21 protein-coding genes are annotated in these 20272 nt (G+C 61.0%); 11 read left to right on the plus strand and 10 right to left on the minus strand.

The features are described from left to right. Nucleotides 1-3: 3 nt before the first annotated feature. Genes ABI660_RS02205 through ABI660_RS02230 form a run of 6 tightly spaced genes read left to right on the plus strand, consistent with a single transcriptional unit; the run spans nucleotide 4 to nucleotide 4038 of the window. Nucleotides 4-1221 (plus strand): type II secretion system F family protein, encoded by a 1218-nt coding sequence (locus ABI660_RS02205; RefSeq protein ID WP_348064492.1) that lies wholly within the window; start codon nucleotides 4-6, stop codon nucleotides 1219-1221. After that, nucleotides 1221-2081, plus strand: coding sequence for an A24 family peptidase (locus tag ABI660_RS02210; protein WP_348064494.1), 861 nt, complete (start codon nucleotides 1221-1223; stop codon nucleotides 2079-2081). The genes ABI660_RS02205 and ABI660_RS02210 overlap by 1 nt, the downstream gene beginning before the upstream one ends. A gap of 4 nt (nucleotides 2082-2085) precedes the next feature. After that, on the plus strand, nucleotides 2086-2685 hold the full coding sequence (gene coaE, locus ABI660_RS02215; protein ID WP_348064496.1) for a dephospho-CoA kinase: 600 nt from the start codon (nucleotides 2086-2088) through the stop codon (nucleotides 2683-2685). A gap of 38 nt (nucleotides 2686-2723) precedes the next feature. Next, nucleotides 2724-3479, plus strand: coding sequence for a cell division protein ZapD (zapD, locus tag ABI660_RS02220; protein WP_348064498.1), 756 nt, complete (start codon nucleotides 2724-2726; stop codon nucleotides 3477-3479). 40 nt (nucleotides 3480-3519) lie between these two features. Continuing rightward, nucleotides 3520-3726, plus strand: a complete 207-nt coding sequence (locus ABI660_RS02225) for a DNA gyrase inhibitor YacG (RefSeq protein ID WP_348064500.1) — start codon at nucleotides 3520-3522, stop codon at nucleotides 3724-3726. Nucleotides 3727-3786: 60 nt separating this feature from the next. Further along, nucleotides 3787-4038 (plus strand): hypothetical protein, encoded by a 252-nt coding sequence (locus tag ABI660_RS02230; protein ID WP_348064502.1) that lies wholly within the window; start codon nucleotides 3787-3789, stop codon nucleotides 4036-4038. Between the two features lie 62 nt (nucleotides 4039-4100). On the opposite strand, the gene grxD is transcribed toward ABI660_RS02230, so the two are convergent. The 4 genes from grxD to hemA form a co-directional block, all read right to left on the minus strand. Then, nucleotides 4101-4421, minus strand: coding sequence for a Grx4 family monothiol glutaredoxin (gene grxD / locus ABI660_RS02235; RefSeq protein WP_348064504.1), 321 nt, complete (start codon nucleotides 4419-4421; stop codon nucleotides 4101-4103). Nucleotides 4422-4536: 115 nt separating this feature from the next. Next, a complete protein-coding gene (prmC, locus tag ABI660_RS02240) occupies nucleotides 4537-5379 on the minus strand; it encodes a peptide chain release factor N(5)-glutamine methyltransferase (RefSeq protein ID WP_348064506.1) in 843 nt (280 codons plus the stop codon). 100 nt (nucleotides 5380-5479) lie between these two features. Then, nucleotides 5480-6598, minus strand: a complete 1119-nt coding sequence (gene prfA, locus ABI660_RS02245) for a peptide chain release factor 1 (protein ID WP_348064508.1) — start codon at nucleotides 6596-6598, stop codon at nucleotides 5480-5482. A gap of 94 nt (nucleotides 6599-6692) precedes the next feature. After that, entirely contained in the window at nucleotides 6693-7973 is a 1281-nt protein-coding gene (hemA, locus tag ABI660_RS02250; protein WP_348064510.1) for a glutamyl-tRNA reductase, read from the minus strand. A gap of 117 nt (nucleotides 7974-8090) precedes the next feature. Here hemA and ABI660_RS02255 point away from each other — a divergent pair, with 117 nt between their 5' ends. Further along, complete coding sequence (locus ABI660_RS02255) at nucleotides 8091-8381, plus strand: hypothetical protein (protein ID WP_348064512.1); 291 nt, start codon at nucleotides 8091-8093, stop codon at nucleotides 8379-8381. Between the two features lie 7 nt (nucleotides 8382-8388). On the opposite strand, the gene ugpQ is transcribed toward ABI660_RS02255, so the two are convergent. The 6 genes from ugpQ to ugpB form a co-directional block, all read right to left on the minus strand. Beyond that, nucleotides 8389-9129, minus strand: a complete 741-nt coding sequence (ugpQ, locus tag ABI660_RS02260; RefSeq protein ID WP_348064514.1) for a glycerophosphodiester phosphodiesterase — start codon at nucleotides 9127-9129, stop codon at nucleotides 8389-8391. Further along, the gene (locus tag ABI660_RS02265) at nucleotides 9126-9467 is read right to left on the minus strand and encodes a VOC family protein (RefSeq protein ID WP_348064516.1); all 342 of its coding nucleotides are present in this window, start codon (nucleotides 9465-9467) and stop codon (nucleotides 9126-9128) included. The genes ugpQ and ABI660_RS02265 overlap by 4 nt, the downstream gene beginning before the upstream one ends. Nucleotides 9468-9472: 5 nt before the next feature. After that, nucleotides 9473-10483, minus strand: coding sequence for a sn-glycerol-3-phosphate import ATP-binding protein UgpC (locus ABI660_RS02270; RefSeq protein ID WP_348064518.1), 1011 nt, complete (start codon nucleotides 10481-10483; stop codon nucleotides 9473-9475). A gap of 108 nt (nucleotides 10484-10591) precedes the next feature. Then, nucleotides 10592-11443 carry a sn-glycerol-3-phosphate ABC transporter permease UgpE gene (gene ugpE, locus ABI660_RS02275; RefSeq protein ID WP_348064520.1) on the minus strand — a complete coding sequence of 284 codons (852 nt, stop codon included), beginning with the start codon at nucleotides 11441-11443 and terminating at the stop codon, nucleotides 10592-10594. 78 nt (nucleotides 11444-11521) lie between these two features. Next, a complete protein-coding gene (ugpA, locus tag ABI660_RS02280; protein WP_348064522.1) occupies nucleotides 11522-12409 on the minus strand; it encodes a sn-glycerol-3-phosphate ABC transporter permease UgpA in 888 nt (295 codons plus the stop codon). Between the two features lie 94 nt (nucleotides 12410-12503). Further along, complete coding sequence (gene ugpB / locus ABI660_RS02285) at nucleotides 12504-13814, minus strand: sn-glycerol-3-phosphate ABC transporter substrate-binding protein UgpB (protein ID WP_348064524.1); 1311 nt, start codon at nucleotides 13812-13814, stop codon at nucleotides 12504-12506. 205 nt (nucleotides 13815-14019) lie between these two features. On the opposite strand from ugpB, the gene ABI660_RS02290 reads away from it, so the two are divergent. The 4 genes from ABI660_RS02290 to ABI660_RS02305 all read left to right on the plus strand — a co-directional run bounded on the left by ABI660_RS02290 (nucleotide 14020) and on the right by ABI660_RS02305 (nucleotide 20260). Continuing rightward, nucleotides 14020-17964, plus strand: coding sequence for an FAD/FMN-binding oxidoreductase (locus tag ABI660_RS02290; RefSeq protein WP_348064526.1), 3945 nt, complete (start codon nucleotides 14020-14022; stop codon nucleotides 17962-17964). 19 nt (nucleotides 17965-17983) lie between these two features. Continuing rightward, nucleotides 17984-18397: a DUF971 domain-containing protein gene (locus tag ABI660_RS02295; protein WP_348064528.1), complete on the plus strand. Its 414-nt coding sequence runs from the start codon at nucleotides 17984-17986 to the stop codon at nucleotides 18395-18397. A gap of 166 nt (nucleotides 18398-18563) precedes the next feature. After that, nucleotides 18564-19295: a bifunctional demethylmenaquinone methyltransferase/2-methoxy-6-polyprenyl-1,4-benzoquinol methylase UbiE gene (ubiE, locus tag ABI660_RS02300; protein WP_348064530.1), complete on the plus strand. Its 732-nt coding sequence runs from the start codon at nucleotides 18564-18566 to the stop codon at nucleotides 19293-19295. A 23-nt stretch (nucleotides 19296-19318) separates the two neighbouring features. Beyond that, nucleotides 19319-20260 (plus strand): Tim44-like domain-containing protein, encoded by a 942-nt coding sequence (locus ABI660_RS02305; protein WP_348064532.1) that lies wholly within the window; start codon nucleotides 19319-19321, stop codon nucleotides 20258-20260. Nucleotides 20261-20272 lie beyond the last annotated feature (12 nt).

The raw sequence follows: 20272 nt of genomic DNA on the forward strand, positions 1-20272 counted from the left end.
ACCATGGCAACAGCAGCATCCAGAGACATCAAGGAATTTGTCTTCGAGTGGGAAGGCAAGGATCGCAACGGCAAGCAGGTGCGAGGTGAGACTCGGGCCGGCGGACAAAACCAGGTGAAGGCTACTTTGCGCAGGCAAGGTGTGTTGGCCACGAAGATCAAGAAGCGCAGCATGCGCTCCGGCAAATCCATCAAGCCCCGTGATATCGCCATCTTCACACGGCAGTTGGCTACCATGATGAAAGCAGGTGTCCCGCTTCTGCAGGCCTTTGACATCGTGGGGCGCGGCAATGCCAATGCCAGTGTGACCAAGCTGCTCAATGATGTGCGTACCGATGTGGAAACTGGTACCTCCCTGAGTGCTGCTTTTCGCAAATACCCGCTGTACTTCAATGCGCTGTATTGCAACTTGGTGGAAGCGGGCGAGGCGGCCGGTATTTTGGAGCAGCTGCTCGATCGTCTAGCGGTTTATATGGAGAAAACCGAGGCCATCAAGTCGAAGATCAAGTCAGCGCTGATGTACCCGACCTCCGTCGTTGTCGTGGCTTTTGTGGTGGTCGCAGTGATCATGATTTTCGTGATTCCGGCATTCAAGGAGGTGTTTACCTCGTTTGGCGCAGATTTGCCAGCGCCGACGTTGTTTGTGATGGCGATCAGCGAATTTTTTGTGGCGTACTGGTGGCTGATTTTCGGAGGCATTGGCGGGAGTATTTATTTTTTCATGCAGGCATGGAAGCGCAATGAAAAAGTGCAGCGATTCATGGACCGGCTGTTACTTAAAGTGCCGGTTTTTGGCGCCTTGATTGAGAAGTCCTGCATTGCGCGCTGGACGCGCACGCTCTCCACCATGTTCGCCGCGGGCGTGCCGCTGGTGGAAGCCCTGGATTCAGTCGGAGGTGCTTCTGGCAATTCACTGTACGCCGACGCTACGCTGAAAATCCAGCAGGAAGTCTCCACGGGGACCAGCCTGACGGCAGCCATGGGCAACGCCAATCTGTTTCCGACCATGGTGCTGCAGATGTGCGCCATCGGTGAGGAGTCGGGCTCCGTGGACCACATGCTCGGAAAAGCGGCGGATTTTTATGAAGCAGAAGTCGATGAAATGGTGGCTGGCCTGTCCAGTCTGATGGAGCCCATCATCATCGTATTTCTCGGCGGCCTCATTGGCGGGATTGTGGTGTCCATGTACCTGCCAATTTTCAAGCTGGGCCAAGTGGTCTGATGCCGGAGTCCGTGCTCGGTCTGCCTGCTGAATTCAACGCCGCGCTGGCCGGTATTCTGGGGCTGCTCATTGGCAGCTTCCTGAACGTTGTCATTTATCGGTTGCCGAAAATGATGGAGCGGCACTGGGCGGCCGAATGCGCAGAGCTCACCGGCAAGCAGCCGGAGAGCATTGAAAAATTCAATTTGCTGGTTCCCCGGTCCCGCTGTTCGAATTGCGGCCATGTGATTGCCTGGTACGAAAACATTCCCATCCTGAGCTATCTTTTCTTAAGAGGGAAATGTTCGGTTTGCGGAACGAAGTTCGGATGGCGCTATCCGATGGTCGAAGCCGCAACCGGCGCCCTGTTTTTTTTCTGCGCCTGGCGCTGGGGCTTGACGACCACCGGACTGGCGTGGAGCGGATTTTCAGCAGCCTTGCTGGCCCTCGCGCTGATTGACTGGGACACCACGCTGCTGCCGGACGATATCACCCTGCCTCTGCTGTGGGCCGGACTGATCGTTGCAGCGCTGGGCTGGAATCCGGGAGTTTTACTGGGCCAGGCCTTGTGGGGGGCGGTGGCGGGTTACCTGTCCCTGTGGCTGGTTTACTGGGCGTTCAAGCTGGTGACCGGCAAAGAGGGCATGGGTTACGGAGACTTCAAGCTTTTTGCGGCCCTGGGAGCATGGTTCGGCTGGGCCGCACTGGTACCCATGATCCTGATGGCGTCCGTGATCGGTGCTGCAGTAGGTATTGCAATGAAGCTGGCCAGCAGCCTGCGTGAGGGAGGTTATGTGCCATTTGGCCCCTTCCTTGCCGGTGCAGGGTTGACGGCCATGGTGTTTGGTCCCCAGTCCATCCTGCGCGTCATAGGACTGTAGTGGCATGGATCCGCTGCGGGTAGGTTTGACGGGCGGCATCGGCAGCGGAAAAAGCACGGTGGCCCAGGTATTGGCCGATTGCGGTGCGGCGGTGATTGATTCCGACGCCATCTCGCGTTCGGTCACATCACGAGGTGGGGCGGCCATTGAGCTGATCGCAAAACAGTTTGGGCCGCAGTTCATCACGCCGGAAGGCGCTTTGGATCGCGATGTGATGCGCCAGCTGGTATTTGTGGATGTAGCGGCAAAAATGCAGCTGGAATCCATCGTGCACCCACTCATTGGCGAGGAGGCCGCCCGGCAGGCGGCACGGGCTGACAGCGTTTGCATCGTGTTTGATGTTCCGCTACTGGTAGAGTCCGGGCGCTGGCGCCAGCGGTTGGACCAGGTGCTGGTGGTGGATTGTGGGGAGGAAACACAAATCAGCCGTGTGATGGCGCGCAATGGCTGGACGCGCGAAGCGGTGGAACGCGTCATGGCCAGCCAGGCCAGCCGCGACCAGCGACTGGCTGCCGCTGACATCTGCATATACAACGACGCGCCTTTGTCGCTGGCTGCACTGACAGGGACGGTGCGACAACTTGCACAACGCTTCGGGCTATGATGGACGGCCGATCAACCCGCTGAAAAAGATATATCGCAGTGATCCTTTACGAATATCCCTTCAACGAACGCATTCGTACTTATTTACGGCTAGAGCATCTGTTTCACCGCCTTGGCGAGCTGGCTGTGCGGGAGCATCCGACCGACCACCACTATGCGATCACGACCATTTTCGAGGTCATGGACGTGGCGGCCCGCGCCGACCTGAAGACCGATGTGCTCAAGGACCTTGACCGGCAAAAACATACACTCAATGGTTATCGCGGCAATCCAGCGATCTCCGAAGCGGTGCTTGACGAGGTCACCGCACAGCTGGACGGCTGCTTTACGGCGCTGAACAGCTTGCCCGGCAAGGCGGGACAGTCGCTGACCGAGAACGATTGGCTTATGAGCATTCGCAGCCGCATTGGCATCCCCGGGGGTACTTGTGAATTTGATTTGCCGGCTTATTTCGCCTGGCAGCACCTTGATATACACGAGCGGCAGCAAGACCTTCAGCGCTGGATTGCCACCTTGGTGCCCCTGGCCGAGTCGATTCGCATGTTGCTCAAACTGCTGCGCGATTCCGGCCTGCCTCAAAAAGTCGTGGCGGCGGGCGGGCAGTACCAGCAAACCCTGCCGCAGGGGCGGACGTTTCAGCTTCTGCGCTTGCTGATCGATCCAGGCCTGAGGCTGATTCCCGAAATCAGCGGCAACCGCCTCATGGCTTCCGTACGGCTGATGCGCCATGAAAGCGATGACCGTTTGCATGCCAGCACCGACGATGCCGCATTCGAACTGACCCTTTGTTCCTGAGAACGGATCCACAACGCCTGAACCGTTTGAGTTTTTGACAATGAATCGAGATTTGCCCAAGCCCAAAACAGTGGTCTGCCCCACCTGTGGCGGCCCCAGCATGTATGCGCCAGAAAACCGCTTTAGGCCTTTTTGCAGTGAGCGCTGTAAAAACGTCGATCTGGGCGCCTGGGCCAGCGAAAGCTTCCGGATGCCGGCCGATGCACCGCCGGATGACCAAGTCTACGGTGACGCGAAGCTGCAGTAGAAGCCTGCGATTGTGTAAAACGAAACGGCGGTTGAACGCCGGTCAACAGGGGGAGACAAAATGGATCAGCCATCTTTTGCACGCCGCACAGCGGCCGTGCTGGCGGTGATTTTCATGCTCGGCATGGCCGGTGGCCAGGGTCTGGCCGCCACGAAAAAGGAAAAAGCCAAAAAACCGGCAAGCACCCAGCCCGGCAAAAGCGCCAAGTTCATTCCCGGGTCGCAAGAAAGTGCCAAGGAGCGCTCAACGCGGCTCAAGCGCGAATGCAAGGGTCGGGTCAATGCCGGGGCCTGCGAAGGTTATACCCAGTAGGCTGGGTGGGGTTCGCCATGAAGTGAACCGTTGCCTGCCCCAGATGGGCAGGTGAACCGGGCTTATTCGGCGGGTGTGCCGAGTACCTGTTGCAACTCACCGTTCTCGTACATTTCCATCATGATGTCCGAGCCACCGACGAACTCCCCTTTGACATAGAGCTGCGGAATGGTGGGCCAGTTGCTGTAGTCCTTGATGCCCTGGCGGATTTCTTCGTCTTCCAGTACGTTGACGGTCGCGGGCTTGTTCACGCCGCAGGCTTTGAGCACCTGGATGGCACGACCGGAAAAGCCGCACATGGGAAACTGGGCGGTGCCTTTCATGAAAAGCACGACCTCGCTGGATTTGACAATTTGGTCAATGCGCTGCTGGGTATCGTTCATTTTCAGGTCCTTGGGTGGGCACGTAGCAGCCGGAAAAACCGGCCTGTGCAGAGGTAATTGGATTTCAAAAACGGAAAATCAATAGCTGATTATCCAGCCGTTTGCTGGTTATTGCCTAAAGGACGGCCCAGCGCCCTCCGGAGCAGCGGGTAATACCGGCCAGGTCGTTGCGGCTTTGCACCTCGGTAAACCCGCGCAGTACAAGCAGGGCGCGGACAGCCTGGGCCTGATCGTAGCCATGCTCGAGCAGCAGCCAGCCCTGCGGGTGCAAGTACCCGGGTGCGTGTTCAATGATCTGGCGAAGATCGCTCAGACCGTCTTCCCCGGCCGCCAGCGCCTGCAGCGGCTCATGCCGCAGGGCGATCAGATGTTCGTCGGAATTCGCTACATAGGGTGGATTACTGACGATCACGTGAAAGTGGCCACTTACATTTGCAAGCCAACTGCTCTGGATGAAGCTGAGGGGCAGTTGGTGTGCCATTGCGTTGACCCGTGCCACGGCCAAAGCATCGCTGCTGGCATCCACCGCTGTCATGTCTACTGCGGGGCGGGCTTTTTTCAGCGCCAGGGCAATGGCGCCACTGCCCGTGCCCAAGTCGAGCACCCGGGCGGAGGCCGGCAGTTCCGCCTCTGCCAATTGCTCCAAGGCCCATTCCACCAGGGTTTCCGTGTCCGGTCGCGGCACCAGAACGCGTGGGTCCACCTGCAGCTTCAGGCCAAAAAACTCCTGGCTGCCAACAAGGTAGGCCAGTGGCTCGCCGCTGGCGCGACGCTGGCTCAGGCGCTCGAACTGCTGCGCCACGCCGTCGGTCAGGGCGTCGGTGTCATGCGCGAGCAACCAGGCCCGATCGGAGCCGGGTTTGCCCAGCGCGTGCAGCAGCAGCAACTGGGCATCCAGCCGATCCAGTCCCGTGGCTTGGGCCGCGGACAAGGCCTGGACACAGGTAAGGGCGGTCAAGGGCAGATTCCTGAGGTCATTCGATTGCTATGTATTTAATAGCTGGTAGCGCTTACTCATCAAGGGCTGAAAGCCTATTTTGCTTATAAACATGGGTTTATCAGCCGTTCGAGGCTGTTTCCAGTTCCGCCAACAGTTCGGCGCCGCGCGCGACCTGCAGGGCAGTGACCACGTCGTCCAGGTCGCCCTCCATGATGGTCAGCAGCTTATAGAGGGTCAAGTTGATGCGGTGATCAGTCAGGCGCCCCTGGGGGAAGTTGTAGGTCCGTATCCGGTCGCTTCGGTCGCCACTGCCGATCAGCCCCTTGCGCATGGCGGCATCCTTGGCAGCGCGTTCTGAGCGGTCTTTTTCATGGATGCGGGCAGTCAACACCTTGAGCGCCTGGGCTTTGTTGCTGTGTTGGCTGCGGCCTTCCTGGCATTCGGCGACGATGCCGGTGGGCAGGTGGGTGATGCGTACAGCCGAGTCGGTCTTGTTGATGTGCTGGCCGCCGGCGCCGCTGGCGCGGTAGGTGTCGATGCGCAAGTCGGCCGGATTGATCTGGATGGCGACTGCTTCGTCGGGTTCGGGCAGCACGGCCACAGTGCAGGCGCTGGTGTGAATGCGTCCCTGGGTTTCCGTGGCGGGCACGCGCTGCACGCGGTGGCCGCCCGATTCGAAACGCAGCTTGCCGTAAACGCCTGCGCCCAGCGCATCGGGCGAGCCCTCGATGCGCACCACCACTTCCTTATAGCCGCCCAGTTCACTGGCCGATTCGCTGATGATTTCGGCGCGCCATCCTTTGCGCTCGGCATACCGTGTGTACATGCGAAACAGGTCACCCGCGAACAGGGCCGATTCGTCGCCACCGGTGCCGGCGCGGATTTCGATGAAGGCCGGGCGTGTATCGTCCGGGTCCTTCGGAATCAGCATCAGCTGCAGGGCTTCGTCGAGTCGGGCGATGTCGGCCTTGGCGGCCTCGATCTCTTCTTCGGCCATGCCGGCCATCTCGGGATCGTCTTTGGCCTCTGCCAGCATGGTTTGGGCGCTGGCCAGGTCAGCTTCGCGCGCGGTGAGTTGCTGGTATTGCGCGACCACGATGCTGGCCTCGGCATGTTCGCGCGTCAGGTTGCGAAAGCGCTCCATGTTGCTGACCACGTCGGCGGCCGAGAGCAGGGCGTCGAGCTCATGCAGGCGGAAAATCTGGCGGTCCAGGGTCTGGCGGAGAAAGGGTTTCATGAAGAGGCCGGGAGCAAAAACGTTCAGGACAGGGGGCCGGTGACTCGGCCCCGCGTTCAGCCTGGTGCGGGCTGCGGTTCGCGCGAAAGTGGCGCTAACGCTCTTTCTGTTCCCTGGGCAGGTTGCCGCGCAGGAAGAGTCTGGAAACGGTTTGCGCGGTTGCCTCGCGGTTGTCCGCATTGCCGGAATGCAATTCTGCCAATGCGCCGTGCAGCATTTTCTGCGTCAGGCCGCGCGACAGCGCGTCGAGAACGGTCTCCACGGATTCGCCTTTGGCCAGCAGCTTCCTGGCGCGTGCAATTTCCGTGGCGCGCCATTCGTCGGTTTGTGCGTTGAGCTGCTGGATCAGCGGCACACTGCGCCGCTGGTCCAGCCAGTGCATGAAGTTCTGCACCCCCGCGTCAATGATCACTTCCGCCTGCGCGACGGCCGCCTGCCGGCTGTCCTTGCCGGTTTGCACCACGTGCGCCAGGTCGTCAACCGTGTACAGATAGATATCGGGAAGGTCCTTGACCTCGGGCTCGATGTCGCGCGGCACGGCCAGGTCGACCATGAACATCGGCCGGTGCTTGCGCAGCTTGACCGCGCGCTCGACCGCGCCCAGCCCGATGATGGGCAGGGTGCTGGCGGTGCAGCTGATCACCGCATCGAATTCATGCAACCGGCTGGGCAGGTCGGCCAGGCGCATGACCTCGGCGCCAAAACGGCCGGCCAGCTTTTCACCACGCTCCAGCGTGCGGTTGGCTACTGTCATGGCTTTCGGGTTTTTGGCGGCAAAGTGGGTCGCCGCCAGGTCGATCATTTCGCCCGCACCGACAAACAGGACCCTGATGTCGCTTAAATCTTCAAACAGCTGCCCCGCCAGCCGCACGGACGCCGCCGCCAGGCTGATGCTGTGCGCGCCGATCTCGGTGCTGGTGCGCACTTCCTTGGCCACTGCAAAAGAGCGCTGGAACAACTGGTGCAGGGTACTGCCCATGGCGCCCGCGTCTTCAGCCGCGCGCACGGCGTCCTTCATCTGGCCCAGGATCTGCGGTTCGCCCAGCACCATGGAGTCGAGCCCGCTGGCCACGCGAAAGGCGTGGCGTGCGGACTGGTCGTTTTCAAGGGTGTAGGCATGGGAGCGCAACAGGGAAGGCGAGACGCCGCCGCGGTGCGCCAGCCATTCCATCGTATGGTCAAGCTCGGACCTGCCGCCTGCACAATAAATCTCGGTGCGGTTGCAGGTGGACAGCAGCGTGGCTTCGGGCCGGCGTGCCAGCGATTCTCGCAAGCTCCGCAAGGTCGGCTCGATCTGGTCGATGGCGAACGCAAACCGCCCGCGCAAATCGAGCGGTGCGGTGGTATGGTTGATCCCCAGGGTCCAGACTGACATGGCCGGATTATAAAATTGAAGGCCAGGGCAAGCCCCAACATTCTTTCAATCCCCTTGATAAAGGGCAAGTCGCCAGTTCATGACGGCCCTGCCGTCCATTCCCCCACGCATGCAGCCATGACCGCACTCAACCTGACCAACCAGCTGCTTAATTTCATGGCCCCGGCAGCCTTTGTGGCCTTGCTGGTGGTGCTGGGGACTCGGCTTTTTGCCTTGTTATTCAGGTCAAAAAGGCCTGTAGCCCTTTCTGAATGGGCGCAGATAGCTATTGTTTTTGTAGCGTCCCTGATGCTGCTTGTGGCCGGGCTGGCAATTTTCGGCCGCGACGGCAAGATGGCTACTTATGTCCTGCTCGCGGTGGGCGCGGCGACCTGCCAGTGGGTTTTGCTGCGCGGCTGGAAAGCCTGAACAGGTATCAGCTTCCGGGCGCGAAAAGATCGATGCGGTCGGTGATGATGCCGTCGGTGCCCAAATCTAGCAGGCGCTGAACGGCCCATTCGTCGTTGACGGTGTAACTCAGACAGCGAAAACCAGCACTTTTGGCCTGCAACACGCTGGAGCTGTCCCACAGAGCGTGGTTGCAGACCAGCGCGGTGCAGTCCAGGGTCAGCCCGGTTTCCAGCCAGCCCTTCCACAAGCTATCGAGCAGCAGGCCGCGCGGCAGCTGCGGCTGTGCGGCTTGGGCCGCTTCCAGTGCTTCCGGTTGAAACGAGGTCAGCAGCGGCGGCACGGCGGCGCCTTCCCAAAGCCTGGCGGCAGCGTGGGCCACGGCGGTGCCGGTCTGCGCCTCCAGCCCGGGCGTGGGTTTGATCTCTATGTTCAGGAAATAGCCGTTGCGCAGGCAATAACGCGCGAGGTTGCCCAGGCTGGCCAGCGGCTCGCCCGCATAGGCGCGCGAGTGCCAGCTGCCGGCGTCAAGCAGCGACAGGGCATGCCAGGGCTGATCACCGCCAGTGCCCCGGCCGCTGGTCGTACGCTCCAGCGTGGTGTCGTGCATCAGGAAGAGCACGCCGTCGGCGCTCAGTTTCGCGTCGCATTCGAACATGCGGTAGCCGTGGGCTGCGCCCAGGCGGAAAGCCGCCAGCGTGTTCTCAGGGGCGAATTTGCCGGCGCCGCGATGGGCGATCCAGCGCGGATAGGGCCAGCTGCTGCTCATGCGGACTCCCCGAATTTCAGCAGATTGCCGTGCGGGTCGATCACGTATAGCTCCTTCATGCCCCAGGGTTGCAGCACCGGCGGATCCAGCGCCAGGCCGCGCTGCACGAAATCCGCGTGCAGCGCTGCGGTGTCGCCGCGCACATAGCAGGAGGTGTTTTCAGCGATGTGCCGTTCGTGGCAGAGCCAGAAATGCAGTTCGCAGCCGTCTCGCCGAAGGATCAAATACCCGGGGGTTTCCAGTTCGCAGGCAAACCCGAGCCGCTGCGTATAAAACGCCAGCGACTGCGCGATGTCCAGCGACGCCAGGACCGGGACGGTGGACTGTATGCCTGCCATGGCGGTCAGCCGGCGATGCGTTTTCCGGTGGCTGCGTCAAACCAGTGCAGCCGGTCTTCGCGTGGTGCGACATGGATGATCGAGTCGGCTCGCGGGGCGGGCAACTGTTCGTCAGTGCGTACGATGAGTTGTTCGTCACCCATGCGGCAGTACACCAGGCGCTCGGCGCCCAGCAGCTCGACCGTCTCGACTTTCATTTCCCAGCCGGTCGTGCCGATGTCCATGTGTTCGGGGCGAATGCCCAGAATGGTGCCGGCCTTGCCACCGGGCGCGTTCTTCAGCAGGTTCATGGGCGGAGAGCCGATGAAGCTGGCCACAAAGGTGGACGCCGGGCGGTGGTACACCTCTTCAGGCGTGCCGAACTGCTCCATCACGCCGGCGTTCATCACCATCATGCGTTGCGCCAGGGTCATGGCTTCGACCTGGTCGTGGGTGACGAACAGGCTGGTGATGCCCAGTTCGCGGTGCAGCTTCTGGATTTCCAGGCGGGTCTGCGCGCGCAGCTTGGCGTCGAGGTTGGAGAGCGGCTCGTCGAACAAGAACACCTGGGGTTGGCGCACGATGGCGCGGCCCATGGCCACGCGCTGGCGTTGCCCGCCCGAGAGCTGGCGGGGCTTGCGGTCCAGCAGGTGGCCGAGCTCCAGGATGCCGGCCGCCTTGTCGACACGGACCTTGATCTCGTCAATGGGCACCTTTTTGATCTTCAGGCCATAGGCCATGTTGTCAAACACGCTCATGTGCGGATATAACGCGTAGTTCTGAAACACCATCGCGATGTCGCGCTCGGCGGGTTCCAGGTCGTTGACGACGCGTTCACCAATGGAGATTTGACCGCTGGTGATTTCTTCCAACCCCGCCACCATGCGCAGCAGGGTGGACTTGCCGCAGCCCGAGGGGCCGACGATGACGATGAATTCGTGGTCGGAAATGTCGGCGTTCACGCCGTGAATCACCTTGACCGCGGTTTTGCCGGTGCCATAGTGTTTGACGACATCTTTGAGCTGGATTGAAGCCATTGAGACAACCTACGTTGGATTTAATTCAAGTGGACGCCGCGGAACCGGCTCTGCCGGGCCGCTGGCGGCGCCCCCTGGGGGAAGGCGCCGAAGGCGCTTCGGGGAGGGTCATTTTTCTGTATCGACCAGGCCCTTGACGAACCAGCGCTGCATCAGCATGACCACCGCCGCCGGCGGGATCATGGCGAGCACGGCCGTGGCCATCACGATGTTCCAGTCGGTGGCTGCGTCACCGCCGCTGATCATGCGCTTGATGCCGATCACTACCGGGTACATGGTCTCGTTGGTGGTCACCAGCAGCGGCCAGAGGTACTGGTTCCAGCCGTAAATGAACTGGATCACGAACAGCGCAGCAATGCTGGTGGTCGACAGCGGCACCAGCACGTCCTTGAAGAAGCGCATCGGTCCGGCGCCGTCCATGCGGGCAGCCTCGACCAGTTCGTCAGGCACCGTCAGAAAGAACTGCCGGAACAGGAAGGTAGCCGTGGCCGAGGCGATCAGGGGCACGGTGAGTCCGGCGTAGGTGTTGAGCATGCCCAGATCGGACACCACCTGATACGTCGGACCGATACGCACCTCCACCGGCAGCATCAGCGTGACAAAGATGGCCCAGAAGAAAAACATGCGAAACGGAAACCGGAAGTACACGATGGCAAACGCCGACAGCAGCGAGATGGCGATTTTACCGACCGCGATGACAAGCGCCGTGATCAGGCTGACCATCATCATGCGGCCCACCGGCGCATTGGACGCACCGCCTGCACCAGTGCCCTTCAGGGCGGCGGTGTAATTCTCGATCATGTGCGAGCCGGGCAGCATGGACATGGGCGCCTGCAAAATCTGGTCGGCGGTCTGGGTGGAGGCGACGAAGGTCACATACAGCGGAAACGCCACGACAAATACGCCGATGATCAGCACGAGGTGCGCGAGGATGCGCAGGAAGGGGCTGCGTTCAACCATCAGCGACCGCCCGGCCGCCCGAAGGGCGCTGAGCGCCCCCTCTGGGGGCAGTGAACAAAGTGAACGTGGGGGCTCATGTCAGTACTGCACCTTCTTTTCGACAAACCGGAACTGGATGACGGTCAGGATGATGACGATGAACATCAGCACCACGGACTGCGCGGCCGAACCACCCAGGTCGAGCGCCTTGAAACCGTCGTAATACACCTTGTAGACCAGGATCGCGGTGTCCCGACCGGGGCCGCCTTCGGTTGCCGCGTCCACGATGGCGAAGGTGTCGAAGAAGGCGTAGACCATGTTGATCACGAACAAAAAGAACGTGGTGGGCGACAGCAGCGGGAACTGGATGGTCCAGAAGCGCCGCCAGGGTCCGGCGCCGTCAATGGCGGCCGCCTCCACCAGCGATTTCGGAATGCTCTGCAACCCGGCCACGAAGAACAGGAAGTTGTACGAAATCTGCTTCCACACTGCCGCCACCACGATCAGCGTCATGGCATGGTTGCTGTTGAGCAGGCTGTTCCAGTCGATGCCCAGCTTGCGCAGCGCGAACGACACAATGCCGATGGACGGCGCAAACATGAACAGCCACAACACCCCGGCCACCGCGGGCGCGACGGCGTAGGGCCAGATCAGCAGGGTGCGGTAGACCCCCGTGCCCTTGACCACGCGGTCGGCGAACACGGCCAGCACCAGCGACAGACCAATGCCCAGGCCCGCCACCAGCACCGAAAAGAGGGCGGTGATCTTGAACGAGGCAAGGTAGGTCGGGTCGTCCAGCAGGTTGCTGAAGTTCTTGAGCCCTACCCACTCGGTGGACAGGCCGAACGCGTCCGACTGCTGGAACGATTGCAGCAGCGCCTGGGCGGCTGGCCAGAAAAAGAAAATGGCAATGACCGCGACCTGGGGTGTCAACAACACCCAGGGCAGCCATGCCGAACGGAAAACAACGCGTTTTTCAGAAGCCACAGTATTTCAAATCTGGAAACGCCGCGCCCCGGGTTGGGGCAGCGGCAATCGGAGTCAGGAGTTTAGTGCCTGAGCACGCCCGACCCCGGACGCGTTACTTATTGGCCTTCTGGAAACGTTCCAGTTGCTCGTTGCCCCGGCTCACGATGGCGTCCAGTGCTTCTTTCGCTGTCTTTTTGCCGGCCCAGACCTGCTCCAACTCTTCGTCCTCGATCGCGCGGATCTGGATGAAGTTGCCCAGGCGGATGCCGCGCGACTTGTCGGTGGTTTTGCGGATCATCTGGTTGACTGCCACCTCGGTGCCGGGATTCTGCTTGTAGAAGCCAGAATCTTCCGTGACCTTGAACGAGGCCAGGGTGATCGGCAGGTAGCCGGTGCGCTGGTGGCTCTTGGACTGGATGTCGGCATTGGTCAGGTAGTTGAAGAACTCGGCCACGCCCTTGTATTCGGCCGGCTTCTTGCCACCCATGACCCACAGCGAGGCGCCGCCAATCACCGTGTTTTGCGGGGCACCGGCCACGTCAGGGTAATAAGGCAGAGGGGCGATGCCGAATTCGAACTTGGCGTTCTTCTTGATGCTCGCATAGGACGATGACGATGCCGTTTGCATCGCGCACTCGCCCGAGTAGAAAGGCGCGTCGCCCTTGTTGCCGCGGCCGCGGTAGACAAACAGGCCCTGCTTGGCCATGTTGGACAGGTTCTCGATGTGACGCACATGCAGCGGACTGTTGGTCACCAGGCGGGCGCTGGTGCCGCCAAAGCCATTGCCTTTGGTGGCGAATTCGGCGTTGTGCCAGGTGGAAAAACTCTCCAACTGGGTCCAGCCCTGCCAGCTGGTGGTGAAGGGGCAGCTCACGCCGGCCGCCTTCAGTTTGGCCGCGGCCAACACCACTTCAGGCCAGGTCGCCGGCGGCTTGTTAGGGTCGAGTCCTGCTTTCTTGAACATGTCCTTGTTGTAGTTCAGAACGGTGGTCGAGCTGTTGAACGGGAAGCTCAGCATCTGGCCGTTGGGTGCGGTGTAATAACCCACCACAGCCGGGATGTAAGCCTTGGGGTCGAACTTGTAGCCGGCATCGGTCAGCACCTTGCCGACCGGGACCACCGCGCCTTTGGCGGCCATCATGGTGGCGGTGCCCACTTCGAACACCTGCAGGATGTGCGGGGCGTTGCCGGCGCGGAAGGCGGCAACCGCTGCGGGCATGGTTTCGTCGTAAGTGCCCTTGTACGTCGGCACGATTTTGTATTCTTTCTGACTCTTGTTGAAGCCGTCCGACAGGTCGAGCACCCAGTCGTTCAGGCCGCCGGTCATGGAATGCCACCACTGAATTTCGGTTTGGGCGTGGCTGGCGACGGGCACAACAAGTGCGCAGGCGGCAAGGGCAATGGCTGTCAAGCTTTTTTTCATTACAACTCCTGGATAGAAACGGTTCATTCGCACAACAAACCGCCTAGTCTATAAATAATTTGTGACACTTCGATTTAAGCGACTTGCCACAGCCTTCACAAGCGGGTTTCCACGAAGGTGGGCGCGGCAGGGTGTCGCGAATGTTGCACTGCGGTAACATAGGGTCAACGCGCCGGACAGACGCCTGCAACCCCGGCTTTTCACGATGAATGCTCCTGAATCCCTCCAAAAAATAAACGTTTTTGCCGATGAGGCGAAAGCAGGCGAAGCCCGTATTCGCGAGATTCCTTATAACTACACCTCGTTTTCCGACCGCGAGGTTGTGATTCGCCTGCTTGGCACGCGTGCCTGGGATTTGCTGAACCTGCTGCGCGACGAGCGCCGCACCGGCCGCTCCGCCCGCATGCTGTACGAGGTGCTCGGCGATATCTGGGTGGTGCAGCGCAACCCCTATTTGCAGGACGACCTGCTGGACAACCCCAAGCGCCGCAAGATGCTGGTCGATGCCCTTCAGCACCGCCTGTCCGAAGTCGAGAAACGCCGCACGCCGGGTGCCGACATGCAGCGTGATGCCATCGTCGGCGAGCTGCTGGATACCGCCAGGACCGCAGTCAGCGGCTTCGCCACCTCGTTCGAAGACATGGCCGACCTGCGCCGCCAGACCGCGCGCAAGCTGGGCAAGTTCACGCTCAAGGACAACATCAAATTTGACGGCCTGTCCCGGGTCTCTCATGTGACAGACGCCACCGACTGGCGCGTCGAATACCCCTTTGTTGTGCTGACACCGGACACTGAAACCGAGATGGCCGGGCTCGTCAAGGGCTGTATCGACTTGGGGCTGACCATCATTCCGCGTGGCGGCGGCACCGGCTACACCGGCGGCGCGATTCCGCTGAGTTGGAAGTCGGCCGTGATCAACACCGAAAAACTCGAGGCCATGACCGAGGTGGAGCAGGTCGCGCTGCCCGGGCTGGACCAGCCGGTCGCCACCGTGTGGACCGAAGCCGGCGTGGTCACGCAGCGCGTGGCCGATGCGGCTGAACGCGGCGGTTTTGTGTTTGCGGTGGATCCGACTTCGGCAGAAGCTTCCTGCATAGGTGGCAACATCGCCATGAATGCGGGCGGCAAAAAAGCTGTGCTCTGGGGCACGGCGCTGGACAACCTGGCCTCCTGGCGCATGGTAACGCCCGAGGCGCAGTGGCTCGAAGTTACCCGCCTGAACCACAACCTGGGCAAGATTCACGATGCCGAGATGGCCAGCTTCGAGCTGAAGTATTTCGAAGCCGACGGCAAGACGCCCGTGCGCAGCGAACGTCTGGACATCCCGGGCAAGACCTTCCGTAAGGAAGGCCTGGGCAAGGACGTGACCGACAAGTTCCTCAGCGGCTTGCCCGGCATCCAGAAGGAAGGCTGCGACGGCCTGATTACCAGTGCGCGCTGGATCGTGCACCGCATGCCGGCCCACACCCGCACGGTCTGCCTGGAGTTTTTCGGCAACGCCAAGGACGCGGTGCCCAGCATTGTCGAAATCAAGGACTTCATGTTCGCCGAGCAGAAGCGCGGCGGTGCCATCCTCGCGGGCCTCGAACACCTGGATGACCGCTACCTCAAGGCGGTGGGTTATGCGACCAAGTCCAAGACCCACGGCGGCCTGCCCAAGATGGTGCTGTTTGGCGACATCGCCGGCGACGACGCCGACGTGGTGGCGCGCGCCACCTCCGAAGTCGTGCGCATCGCCAACTCGCGCCGCGGCGAGGGTTTCATCGCTATCAGCCCGGACGCACGCAAGAAGTTCTGGCTGGACCGCAAGCGCACCGCCGCGATTTCGCGCCATACCAACGCCTTCAAGATCAATGAAGACGTGGTGATTCCGCTGCCACGCATGGCCGAGTACACCGACGGCATCGAACGCATCAACATCGAGCTGAGCCTGGCCAACAAGGTCAGGCTGTGCGATGCCATGGAAACCTTTTTCCTCAAGGGCCATTTGCCTTTGGGCAAGTCGGACGATGCCGGGGAAATCCCCTCGGCCGAATTGCTGGAAGACCGCGTCGGGCAGGCATTGGCACTGATCGCCGAAGTCCGCGCCTTGTGGTCGGGCTGGCTGCGTGACATCAATACGCTGTTCCCGCAGTTGCAGGACCATTCGCTGCGCGCCAGTTGGAAAACCCAGCTTCGCGTACCGCTGCAGGGTATTTTTTCGGGTGTGGCCTTTGCACCAATTCTTGAAGAATGCAGCGCCATCCACAAGCAGGTGCTCAAGGGCAGAGTCTGGGCGGCATTGCACATGCATGCCGGCGATGGCAATGTGCACACCAACCTGCCGGTCAACAGCGACGACTACGAAATGCTGCAGACCGCACACCATGCGGTGGCCCGCATCATGGTGCTGGCGCGCTCGCTCGATGGCGTGATCTCCGGCGAACATGGCATCGGCATCACCAAGCTGGAGTTCCTGACCGACGCCGAGCTCCAGCCCTTTGCCGACTACAAGCTGCGGGTGGACCCGGAAGGCCGCTTCAACAAAGGAAAGTTGCTACGAAATCAGGAGCTACTTGCGCCCGTCAGTCGAAGGCTGGAGGCCGGAAAGCCTTATAAAAACGGCGTGAACGAGGCTTTGTTTGCCGATTTGACGAATGCGTATACGCCCAGCTTCGGCCTGATGGGCCATGAGTCGCTGATCATGCAGCAGTCCGACATCGGCGCCATCGCCGACAGCGTCAAGGACTGCCTGCGCTGCGGCAAGTGCAAACCGGTCTGCGCCACCCATGTGCCGCGCGCCAACCTGCTGTACAGCCCGCGCAACAAGATCCTGGCGACCTCGCTGCTGGTGGAAGCTTTTCTGTATGAAGAGCAGACGCGCCGCGGCATCAGCATCAAGCACTGGGAAGAGTTTGAGGACGTGGCCGACCATTGCACGGTCTGCCACAAATGCCTGAGTCCTTGTCCGGTGGACATCGACTTCGGCGACGTCTCCATGAACATGCGCAACCTGCTGCGCAAGATGGGCCAGAAGACCTTCCGGCCTGGCAATGCTGCCGCCATGTTGTTCCTCAATGCCACCAGCCCGCAGACCATCAAGTTCATGCGCGGCGCGATGGTGGATGTCGGCTTCAAGGCGCAACGCCTGGCCAACGACCTGCTGCGGCGTGTGGCGCGCAAGCAGACGGCACAGCCGCCGGCAACTGTCGGCAGCTCGCCCGTGAAAGAGCAGGTCATCCACTTCATCAACAAGAAGATGCCGGGCGGTCTGCCCAAGAAAACTGCGCGCGCATTGCTGGACATCGAAGACAAGGACTACGTTCCCATCATCCGCAACCCCGCGGCCACAACGGCCGAGACCGAGGCGGTGTTTTATTTTCCCGGATGTGGTTCGGAGCGTCTTTTTTCCCAGGTCGGCCTGGCAACGCAGGCAATGCTCTGGCATGCCGGCGTGCAGACGGTGCTGCCGCCGGGTTACCTGTGCTGCGGTTACCCGCAAAAGGGCAGCGGGCAGTTCGACAAGGCCGAAAAGATCATCACCGACAACCGGGTGCTGTTCCATCGCGTGGCCAACACCCTGAATTACCTCGACATCAAAACCGTGGTGGTGAGTTGTGGCACCTGCTACGACCAGCTGCAGGGGTATGAGTTCGAGAAAATTTTCCCGGGCTGCCGCATCATCGACATCCACGAGTACCTGCTTGAAAAAGGCATCACCCTGCGCACCGACCAGCCCGGCGCTGGTTATCTCTACCACGACCCCTGCCACAGCCCGATGAAGCTACAGGAGCCGATGAAAACCGTCAAGGCGCTGCTGGGTGACCAGGTGCTCAAGTCTGAACGCTGCTGCGGCGAATCGGGCACGCTGGGGGTGACCCGGCCCGACATTTCGACGCAGATCCGATTTCGCAAGGAAGAAGAGCTGCGCAAGGACGAGGCCAAGCTGCGCGCCAGCGGCGCCGTGGCCGAAACCGGCAATGTCAAGATCCTGACCAGCTGCCCGAGTTGCCTTCAGGGTCTGACCCGGTATGGCGACGACCTGCAGAACGGGCTGCTCGAGGCCGACTACATCGTGGTGGAAATGGCCAACCAGATCCTTGGCAAGGAGTGGCTGCCCGGTTATGTCGATGCAGCCAACAACGGCGGCATCGAAAGGGTGCTGGTCTGATTCACTGAAGGAAAAGTTCATGGCAGGCCTGACCCCCGACACCCCCACCCCTACCGCGTTGACCGTGCACGCCCAGTCGCGCATGCTCGAAATTGCGTTCTCGGACGGCACCGAATTCAAGATACCGTTCGAGCTGATGCGCGTTTATTCACCTTCGGCAGAGGTCCAGGGCCACGGCCCCGGCCAGGAAGTGCTGCAGACAGGCAAGCGCGAGGTCAACCTGGTTGAACTCGAACCTATCGGCAACTACGCGGTCAAGCCGGTTTTTTCAGACGGCCACGAGAGCGGTATCTTTTCCTGGGACTACCTTTACTTCCTCGGCTCCGAGCAGGCGCGTCTGTGGGCAGACTACCTGCAGCGCCTGGAAACTGCGGGCGCGCAGCGTGATGCGCCCATGGCCGCAGCTGGCGGGCATGGATGTAGCAGCCACTGATGCCTGCTGCCGCTGCCATCCAGCATCCGCCTGCTATCAACTTCATAGCTGCCCGCGCTCGACTATCGGGCGCAGGTGTTGTTTTTCAACATAAATACAGGGCAATGCCCCAAGCCGGGACAGGGTTGTCGCTTGAATTGCCGGCTTTCACCCCTAGCATAAGACCATGAGCAGTACCCACTTCGGATTTGAGTCGGTCGACGAGAAAGACAAGGCAAGCCGTGTGCGCAGCGTGTTCGATTCGGTCGCGCCCAAATACGACGTGATGAACGACCTCATGTCCATGGGATTGCACCGGGCCTGGAAAGCTTACGCTGTGATGGTGGCCGACGTGAAGCAAGGCCAGCGGGTGCTGGATATTGCCGGTGGTACCGGCGATCTGGCGCTGGCATTTGCGCCCAAGGTGGGCAGCACCGGGTGTGTTGTCCATACCGATATCAATGAGGCGATGCTGCGCGAAGGCCGCAACCGCATGCTGGATGCCGGCAAGATTTTGCCGACCACGGTGTGTGATGCCGAACACCTGCCTTTTTCCGATGCCAGCTTTGACCTGGTCACCGTGGCTTTCGGTCTGCGCAACATGACGCACAAGGACGACGCCCTCAAGGAGATGAACCGCGTGCTCAAGCCAGGCGGCAAGCTGCTGGTGCTGGAATTCTCGAAAATCGCCAAGCCGCTGGAAAAAGTTTACGACTGGTATTCCTTCAATGTGCTGCCCAAGCTGGGCAAGCTGGTAGCCAATGACGACGCCAGTTACCGCTACCTGGCGGAGTCCATCCGCATGCATCCCAGCCAGGAAGAGCTAAAGGCCCTGATGCACAAAGGTGGTTTTGGCCATGTGGACTATCACAACCTCACCGGCGGGGTGGTGGCATTGCATGTTGGAATCAAATGCTGAAGCAATTAATTAGAGGAGACGGTATGAAACTTTGGTCTGCGATTCTGGCGGCTGTATTGGCCGCAACCATGCTCCTCGCTTATGCTCCTGCGGAGGCTAAACGCATGGGCGGTGGCGGCTCGATCGGACGTCAATCGTCCAATGTGACGCAGCGCCAGGCGACCCCGCCGGCGCAAGCCCCCGCAACACCTGCCGCGCAAACCCCCAGGAAACCCTGGGGTGCCATGTTGGGCGGTTTGGCCGCAGGACTGGGGCTGGCCTGGCTGGCCTCTTCACTGGGGTTAAGTGGTGCTTTCGGCCAGATCATCATGTTTGCCTTGTTGGCCATGCTGGCGATGGTGGTCGTCGGCTTCATCATGCGCAAGCTCAAGGGCAACCAGGGCCAGGGCGCCACGCCTTACGCCATGCAAGGCGCCGGCAGCGCGACCATGCCACGAGACTACAGCCCTCAAAATGTCGGCAACGATTCATCGGCCCGGCCCTGGGAGCGCAGCAGCATGGCTTTTGATGCCACCAAGGCCGGCACAGCGGCCGGCGGTTCCATGATCGGGTCCGCTTTGGGTGGCTCGCAGTCCTGGGGTGTGCCGGCCGGCTTTGATGCCGAGGGGTTCCTCAAGGCCTGTAAAACCAATTTTGTGACTTTGCAAGATGCCTGGGACCGCTCGGACGTCAACAGCCTGCGCGCCATGATGACCGATGAAATGCTCGAGCAGATCAAGGCGCAGCTGGCAGATCGTGAATCGCATACCGGCGGCGCGGCCAACAAAACCGATGTGGTCATGCTTGACGCGCAGTTGCTGGGCATCGAAGAGCTCAGCGATGTCTACATGGCCAGCGTGGAGTTTTCCGGCATGATCCGCGAGGACGCCTCGGCCGGCCCCAGCCCCTTCCGCGAAGTATGGAACATGACCAAGCCGCGCAACGGCGGCGGCTGGCTGGTTGCGGGCGTACAAGCGCTTCAATAAGCCCCCACGCTC

Origin of the sequence: Polaromonas sp., assembly GCF_039930745.1 — a bacterium.
Taxonomy (GTDB): Bacteria; Pseudomonadota; Gammaproteobacteria; order Burkholderiales; family Burkholderiaceae_C; genus Polaromonas.

Excerpts from the sequence above, each read along its gene's own strand:
- ABI660_RS02205 (WP_348064492.1), top strand. The coding sequence starts at position 4 with ATGGCAACAGCAGCATCCAGAGACATCAAGGAATTTGTCTTCGAGTGG.
- ABI660_RS02210 (WP_348064494.1), top strand. The coding sequence starts at position 1,221 with ATGCCGGAGTCCGTGCTCGGTCTGCCTGCTGAATTCAACGCCGCGCTG.
- coaE (WP_348064496.1), top strand. The coding sequence starts at position 2,086 with ATGGATCCGCTGCGGGTAGGTTTGACGGGCGGCATCGGCAGCGGAAAA.
- ABI660_RS02225 (WP_348064500.1), top strand. The coding sequence starts at position 3,520 with ATGAATCGAGATTTGCCCAAGCCCAAAACAGTGGTCTGCCCCACCTGT.
- ABI660_RS02230 (WP_348064502.1), top strand. The coding sequence starts at position 3,787 with ATGGATCAGCCATCTTTTGCACGCCGCACAGCGGCCGTGCTGGCGGTG.
- grxD (WP_348064504.1), bottom strand. The coding sequence starts at position 4,421 with ATGAACGATACCCAGCAGCGCATTGACCAAATTGTCAAATCCAGCGAG.
- prfA (WP_348064508.1), bottom strand. The coding sequence starts at position 6,598 with ATGAAACCCTTTCTCCGCCAGACCCTGGACCGCCAGATTTTCCGCCTG.
- hemA (WP_348064510.1), bottom strand. The coding sequence starts at position 7,973 with ATGTCAGTCTGGACCCTGGGGATCAACCATACCACCGCACCGCTCGAT.
- ABI660_RS02255 (WP_348064512.1), top strand. The coding sequence starts at position 8,091 with ATGACCGCACTCAACCTGACCAACCAGCTGCTTAATTTCATGGCCCCG.
- ugpQ (WP_348064514.1), bottom strand. The coding sequence starts at position 9,129 with ATGAGCAGCAGCTGGCCCTATCCGCGCTGGATCGCCCATCGCGGCGCC.
- ABI660_RS02265 (WP_348064516.1), bottom strand. The coding sequence starts at position 9,467 with ATGGCAGGCATACAGTCCACCGTCCCGGTCCTGGCGTCGCTGGACATC.
- ABI660_RS02270 (WP_348064518.1), bottom strand. The coding sequence starts at position 10,483 with ATGGCTTCAATCCAGCTCAAAGATGTCGTCAAACACTATGGCACCGGC.
- ugpE (WP_348064520.1), bottom strand. The coding sequence starts at position 11,443 with ATGGTTGAACGCAGCCCCTTCCTGCGCATCCTCGCGCACCTCGTGCTG.
- ugpB (WP_348064524.1), bottom strand. The coding sequence starts at position 13,814 with ATGAAAAAAAGCTTGACAGCCATTGCCCTTGCCGCCTGCGCACTTGTT.
- ABI660_RS02290 (WP_348064526.1), top strand. The coding sequence starts at position 14,020 with ATGAATGCTCCTGAATCCCTCCAAAAAATAAACGTTTTTGCCGATGAG.
- ABI660_RS02295 (WP_348064528.1), top strand. The coding sequence starts at position 17,984 with ATGGCAGGCCTGACCCCCGACACCCCCACCCCTACCGCGTTGACCGTG.
- ubiE (WP_348064530.1), top strand. The coding sequence starts at position 18,564 with ATGAGCAGTACCCACTTCGGATTTGAGTCGGTCGACGAGAAAGACAAG.
- ABI660_RS02305 (WP_348064532.1), top strand. The coding sequence starts at position 19,319 with ATGAAACTTTGGTCTGCGATTCTGGCGGCTGTATTGGCCGCAACCATG.